We start from the raw sequence: 6,517 nt of genomic DNA, 5'->3' as shown, positions 1-6,517 counted from the left end.
ATTTAGGTAGAGCGTCGAGCGAATACCCCCGGGGGTAGAGCACTGGATGGGCTATGGGGACTCACCGTCTTACTGATCCTAACCAAACTCCGAATACCGGGGAGTACTACTCGGCAGACACACGGCGGGTGCTAACGTCCGTCGTGAAAAGGGCAACAACCCTGACCTCCAGCTAAGGTCCCCAAGTCATGGCTAAGTGGGAAAGGATGTGAGGATCCCAAAACAACCAGGATGTTGGCTTAGAAGCAGCCATCATTTAAAGAAAGCGTAACAGCTCACTGGTCTAAATAAGGGTCTTTGCGCCGAAAATGTAACGGGGCTGAAGCCATGCACCGAAGCTGAGGATGTGTAGCAATACACGTGGTAGCGGAGCGTTCCGTAAGCCTGTGAAGGGACAGTCGTGAGACATCCTGGAGGTATCGGAAGTGCGAATGTTGACATGAGTAACGATAAAGAGGGTGAGAGACCCTCTCGCCGAAAGACCAAGGGTTCCTGCTTAAAGTTAATCTGAGCAGGGTTAGCCGGCCCCTAAGACGAGGCGGACACGCGTAGTCGATGGGAACCACGTTAATATTCGTGGGCCTGGTGGTAGTGACGGATTGCTCAACTTGTAAGGTCTTATTGGATTGATCTTGCAGGGACGCGGTTCCAGGAAACAGCTCCACCGTATAGACCGTACCCGAAACCGACACAGGTGGTCAGGTAGAGTATACCAAGGCGCTTGAGAGAACTATGTTGAAGGAACTCGGCAAATTGCACGCGTAACTTCGGAAGAAGCGTGACCCCATTTTGGGCAACCAGGATGGGGTGGCACAGACCAGGGGGTAGCGACTGTTTATCAAAAACACAGGGCTCTGCGAAGTAGCAATACGACGTATAGGGTCTGACGCCTGCCCGGTGCTGGAAGGTTAAAGGGAGAGGTGCAAGCTTTGAACTGAAGCCCCAGTAAACGGCGGCCGTAACTATAACGGTCCTAAGGTAGCGAAATTCCTTGTCGGGTAAGTTCCGACCTGCACGAATGGCGTAACGACTTCCCCGCTGTCTCCAACATAGACTCAGTGAAATTGAATTCCCCGTGAAGATGCGGGGTTCCTGCGGTCAGACGGAAAGACCCCGTGCACCTTTACTATAGCTTTACACTGGCATTCGTGTCGGCATGTGTAGGATAGGTGGTAGGCTTTGAAGCGGGGACGCCAGTTTCCGTGGAGCCATCCTTGAAATACCACCCTTATCGTCATGGATGTCTAACCGCGGTCCGTTATCCGGATCCGGGACAGTGTATGGTGGGTAGTTTGACTGGGGCGGTCGCCTCCGAAAGAGTAACGGAGGCGCGCGATGGTGGGCTCAGACCGGTCGGAAATCGGTCGTCGAGTGCAATGGCATAAGCCCGCCTGACTGCGAGACTGACAAGTCGAGCAGAGACGAAAGTCGGTCATAGTGATCCGGTGGTCCCGCGTGGAAGGGCCATCGCTCAACGGATAAAAGGTACGCCGGGGATAACAGGCTGATGACCCCCAAGAGTCCATATCGACGGGGTTGTTTGGCACCTCGATGTCGGCTCATCGCATCCTGGGGCTGGAGCAGGTCCCAAGGGTTTGGCTGTTCGCCAATTAAAGCGGTACGTGAGCTGGGTTCAGAACGTCGTGAGACAGTTCGGTCCCTATCTGCCGTGGGTGTAGGAATATTGACAGGATCTGTCCCTAGTACGAGAGGACCGGGATGGACATATCTCTGGTGGACCTGTTGTCCTGCCAAGGGCATAGCAGGGTAGCTACATATGGAAGGGATAACCGCTGAAGGCATCTAAGCGGGAAACCCACCTGAAAACGAGTGTTCCCTATCAGAGCCGTGGAAGACGACCACGTTGATAGGCCGGGTGTGGAAGTGCAGCAATGCATGAAGCTTACCGGTACTAATAGCTCGATCGGCTTGATCGTTCTCATTGACAATGCTCATCAAAATGAGCCTGACCCTTACCGGTCAAGACGTGTTCAAAAAAAACGAAGTGAAAACTTCTCCAGCTTCTCAAATCGTTGCGCTTCGCTGACCTGGTGGTTATGGCGGGGTGGCTGCACCCGTTCCCTTTCCGAACACGGCCGTGAAACGCCCCAGCGCCTATGGTACTTCGTCTCAAGACGCGGGAGAGTCGGTCGCCGCCAGGTCTGCGAAACGCAACAAATCAAAATCTTCTCAAAACAATAAAACGGCAATAAGCCAGATAAACCGGCCGCAAATCAAGCGGTCCGTTCCGCTCAATCAAAATAACGCGGGGTGGAGCAGCCCGGTAGCTCGTCAGGCTCATAACCTGAAGGCCGCAGGTTCAAATCCTGCCCCCGCAACCAACGATTATAACAAACTCAATGGGCTCCGAGGAAACTCGGAGCCCTTTTTGCGTTCCAAATCCCCTCACACACGGACTTGCACAAAACTGGGGGGTGACCGTTCCTTGATGTCGTGATTCCCTGTTCCCATATCGAAAACGGAAAACAAGCAGGGGCCAGCACCGGGACATTACCGTTGTCGAAGACGCCGATAGCCGCCAGCGGATATCAGAAATTGAAGTGCGCGGGAAGCGCGGTATTGGCTGGTGCAAGTCCATGCCGGGTGCGGTGAAGCCTTATGAGCGCCTGCGCGATCGGTTGAAGCCAGTGCGGGGATATGGCAAATCGGAAGACGGAGAGTAAGCGGTGAATCTATCCCATCTGGCGAAGGCACTTTGGTGGATTTATTGATACTGCTGAATGAATGAACTCGGGCGTGAACTTCTATGTCTGCTCCTATGTCTGAACATAGAACTTTCCATATGATTGAAGCTGTCGCCAGTCCTCTGGAAGGTGCGCCGAGGCAAGTCCGGCGGCAATGGTCGGACGAGTTTAAGGCGCAGGCGGTCGCTGAGACGATGCAGCCGGGCGCGAGCGTTTCGGCGATAGCCCGGCGCATCGGCGTTGATCCGTCACAATTATTTACATGGCGGCGCAATGCCCGGCTGCGAGCCGCGGCTTTGCCGGCGGATGAAACCGCCGGTCTCTTACCGACACCATCATCCAGCAATTATTCCGGGGTCGACATCATCATCGGTGATGCGGTAATCCGCACAGCTGCCGAGACCGATGAGGCTCATCTTGTTCGGGTGATCCGTGCGGTGCGCTCCGCATGATCCCGGCCGGTGCGAAGGTGTTTCTTGCAAGCCACCCGGTGGACTTCCGCAAAGGTCCCGATAGCCTTCTGTCGCTGGTGCGCGATGCTGGCAACGATCCATTCAGCGGAGCGCTCTATGTCTTTCGCGCCAAGAGAGCAGACAGAATTAAGATCGCTTGGTGGGATGGTTCCGGTGTGTGCCTCTATTCGAAGCGTCTGGAAAAAAATCGGTTCGTTTGGCCAAAGATCGGGCCTGCCCGTGTGCAGCTCAATCACGCGCAGCTCCTTGCCCTCGTTGACGGGATGGACTGGAAACGTGTCCGTACCGTTGCAGTGAAACGGCCGGAATTTGCTGGGTAAAAGCCCTGCGGCAGAGTGAATCAGGCTTCTGAAACTGCGGGAAATTGTCAGCAAAATATGCTCTATTCGCAGGCATGACGCCAGCTGATCTCGACCTTCCCGATGACGTTGATGCGCTGAAAGCCATGATCCTGGCGATCGCCGAAAAGGCTGCGCGCGCCGACGCTCTGGAGAGTGAAGTCGCTGATCTGAAAGCCCGCAATGCCGATGCTGACGAACAGATCGCCAAGCTGAAGCAGGTTCTCAAAGCCTTCGACCGTTACCGCTATGGAAGACGCTCGGAAAAGCAGAGCAAGAACATCGACGCGGATCTCGACGAGCAAGGTGCGTTTGTCTTCGAAGAGATCGAGACCGGCATTGCCGCCATCCAGGCGTTGGTCGAAAAAGGAAGAGGTCCAGGCGCTGCAAAACGTGCACCCCGTCCGCGCAAGGGCTTCCCACCGCATCTGGAACGTATCCATGTGGTGATCGAGCCGGACGAGCTTCCTGAGCATGCTGGCAAACAGAAGATCCTGATCGGTGAAGATACCTCCGAGCGGCTTGATGTCATTCCACCGAAGTTCCGGGTGATCGTCACGCACCGCCCGAAGTATGCCTTCAAGAACGAGGACGGTGTCATCCAGGCGTTGGCACCGGCGCATATCGTAGAAAGCGGCATTCCAACGGAAGCGTTGCTCGCCTATATCGCGGTCTCCAAATATGGTGATGGCTTGCCGCTTTATCGGCAGGAAGCGATCTTCCTGCGCGACCATGTCGACGTCGACCGCGGAATCATGGCGCGGTGGATGGGCAAGCTCGGGTTCGAACTTGAGATCCTTGCAGACTACACCTTCGGCCAGATTAAACGAGGCGAACGAATCTTTGCCGACGAGACGACATTGCCCACACTTGTTCCTGGATCGGGGTCGGCAAAGACAGCGTATCTATGGGCGTACGCACGGGACGACCGACCGTTCGGTGGCAGTGGACCGCCGATGGTTGCCTATCGCTTTGAAGACAGTCGATCCGGTGATTGTGTCGCGCGGCATCTCGACGGCTATCGCGGCATCCTGCAGATCGATGGCTACACTGCTTACAACCGCGTCGCCCGACCTGACCGGGGAAACGACGGCGCGCTATTGGCTGGGTGTTGGGCGCACAGTCGCCGCCGGTTTTACGAACTTCATGCGAGCGACAGTTCCAAGGTGGCAACGGCGACGATCGAAAAGATGGGCGCGCTGTGGGCCATCGAGGAAAAGGTGCGCGGACAAAGCCCCGATGTCCGCGTGGCCGCCCGCCAGGAGGCCTCCGCTGCAGTCGTTGCCGATCTCTACAAGCTTTGGCAGGACACGCTGCCCCGTATCTCTGGAAAGTCAAAGCTCGCCGAGGCCATTCGCTATTCCCTTCATCGACAGGAAGCCTTCGAGCAATTCCTTCACGACGGTCGCATCGAAATCGACTCCAACATCGTCGAACGGGCGATCAGGCCCCAGGCAATCGTTCGCAAGAATAGTCTGTTCGCGGGTAATGCCGGCGGCGGCCGGACTTGGGCGACGATCTCAACTCTCATTCAAACGGCCAAAATGAACGGTGTTGATCCGCTCGCTTGGCTAACGCAGACCCTCGAACGCATCGCCGCGGGTTGGCCATCGAGCGAGATCGACGCCCTTATGCCTTGGAACTTCCAGAAGTAACGGTCTCAGTTCACCGCTTACGACGGAGAGCTTCCGGCGCCGACTGATCTGCTCTTCCCGGCAATTATCTCAGGATGTTCAACAATCTTCTTGTGCGCAGCATCTCAAGCTGGACCGTGATGGCAAACCTCGGACAGCCTGCAGCCTACGTCACACCTATATCTGCCTTCGGCTCATGGAAGGTGCAGACGTCTACGCTATTGCCAAAAACTGCTGCACGAGCGTCGAAATGATCGAGAAGTTCTACGCGGCGCATATCAAGACCACATTGGACGCTTCCGTCATCAACGCGCGTAAGCCCCGGCGGGCGAGCCGCGATCGGAAGGGAAAATAGGGCGACGGCACCGCCGTCCTTCCACGGCACCGAGGCTCCACAACCCGCTTGGCGGGGCGCCATAGAAGGTTCAGCCTTCTCTCAATCCGACCACACCGTTCCGGTGTGGTCGGGTTATTCACCTCAATGAAAGTCCTCTCTCGTGAGCAGAACCTTGACGAACCACATTGGTTCACCAATAATCAAAGCGAACCAAGGAAAGTCAGATGCCATGACCGCAGCGTTTACCGTGCGTGTGAAGGATGAAACCGCCAGCAAACTGGATCAGCTTGCCGAAAAGCTGGATCGCTCCCGCTCCTACATGGCTGCCGAAGCCATCGAGGCTTTCGTTGAGCAACAGGAATGGCAGCTTACTGAGATCGAAGCCGGGTTGGCTGAGGCCGATCGGGGCGAATTCGCCAGCGATGATGATGTGGCGAAGGTTGTCGGAAAATACGTCAAGTCCGCCCGTCAATCATGAGCGGAAAACGCATTCGCTGGACGCTTCGGGCGTTGCGGCGGCTTGATGAAATCGGCGCTCATATCGAGCAGGACAATCCCGATGCGGCGGCGCGCGTGGTCGCGAGGATCGTGACGGCCGTGGATATGTTGGCGGAACTGCCTGCAAGCGGGCGGCCGGGTCGCATCAAGGGCACCCGTGAAATCGTGCTGGCGGATATTCCGTACATCATCCCGTACCGCGTCAGTCGGGACATCGAGATTATCACCGTCATGCATGCGCATCAGCGCTGGCCGCAGACGTTTTGACACGTCTCGTACATCAATCCGCGCTGGTTGGCATGCACTCCGATGATCCGCTCGCCAGCTATCATTTGAGGCGGCTGCTCAACGGTGCCAAGGGTACCAAAGGCGGCTTGGGCGAAAAAGAAACAGTCCTGATTCAGCCTGCCGCCGGCGGTGTCGGTCTGGCGGCCATCCAAATGGCGCGTGGCGCAGGGGCGATCGTCATCGCCGTAGCCGGTGGCAGCGAACGACAACCGTTGCTGATCGCTAGCCGAGGCATCGCGGACGT

At 56.5% G+C, this 6,517-nt stretch carries 6 protein-coding genes, 1 tRNA gene and 2 rRNA genes (1 of these 9 only partly in view); 8 read left to right on the top strand and 1 reads right to left on the bottom strand.

Going from position 1 to position 6,517, the window contains the following annotated elements; genetic code table 11:
* The 8 genes from RGR602_RS16165 to RGR602_RS16130 all read left to right on the top strand — a co-directional run.
* Positions 1-1,937: ribosomal RNA gene (locus RGR602_RS16165) — 23S ribosomal RNA — on the top strand (it extends 1,015 nt beyond the left edge of the window).
* A 110-nt stretch (positions 1,938-2,047) separates the two neighbouring features.
* A 5S ribosomal RNA gene (gene rrf, locus RGR602_RS16160) occupies positions 2,048-2,162 on the top strand.
* A gap of 103 nt (positions 2,163-2,265) precedes the next feature.
* Positions 2,266-2,342 (top strand) — tRNA-Met (locus tag RGR602_RS16155).
* Between the two features lie 461 nt (positions 2,343-2,803).
* Positions 2,804-3,157, top strand: a complete 354-nt coding sequence (locus tag RGR602_RS16150) for a transposase (RefSeq protein ID WP_039845937.1) — start codon at positions 2,804-2,806, stop codon at positions 3,155-3,157.
* Complete coding sequence (gene tnpB / locus RGR602_RS16145) at positions 3,154-3,498, top strand: IS66 family insertion sequence element accessory protein TnpB (RefSeq protein ID WP_039845936.1); 345 nt, start codon at positions 3,154-3,156, stop codon at positions 3,496-3,498. The genes RGR602_RS16150 and tnpB overlap by 4 nt, the downstream gene beginning before the upstream one ends.
* 74 nt (positions 3,499-3,572) lie before the next feature.
* A complete protein-coding gene (gene tnpC / locus RGR602_RS16140; protein WP_039845935.1) occupies positions 3,573-5,171 on the top strand; it encodes an IS66 family transposase in 1,599 nt (532 codons plus the stop codon).
* A 545-nt stretch (positions 5,172-5,716) separates the two neighbouring features.
* Entirely contained in the window at positions 5,717-5,965 is a 249-nt protein-coding gene (locus RGR602_RS16135) for a CopG family ribbon-helix-helix protein (protein ID WP_039845934.1), read from the top strand.
* Entirely contained in the window at positions 5,962-6,252 is a 291-nt protein-coding gene (locus tag RGR602_RS16130) for a type II toxin-antitoxin system RelE/ParE family toxin (RefSeq protein ID WP_039845933.1), read from the top strand. Before RGR602_RS16135 ends, RGR602_RS16130 begins: the two co-directional genes overlap by 4 nt.
* Here RGR602_RS16130 and RGR602_RS39210 read toward each other — a convergent pair.
* Positions 6,228-6,482 carry a hypothetical protein gene (locus tag RGR602_RS39210; protein ID WP_039845932.1) on the bottom strand — a complete coding sequence of 85 codons (255 nt, stop codon included), beginning with the start codon at positions 6,480-6,482 and terminating at the stop codon, positions 6,228-6,230. The two genes, RGR602_RS16130 and RGR602_RS39210, sit on opposite strands and share 25 nt — an antisense overlap.
* Positions 6,483-6,517: the final 35 nt, after the last annotated feature.

This window comes from Rhizobium gallicum bv. gallicum R602sp (genome assembly GCF_000816845.1).
In the GTDB taxonomy this organism is placed as follows: Bacteria; Pseudomonadota; Alphaproteobacteria; order Rhizobiales; family Rhizobiaceae; genus Rhizobium; species Rhizobium gallicum.
Note: the sequence above shows the minus strand (reverse complement) of the source record. Positions and strands in the feature narration are given on the sequence as shown.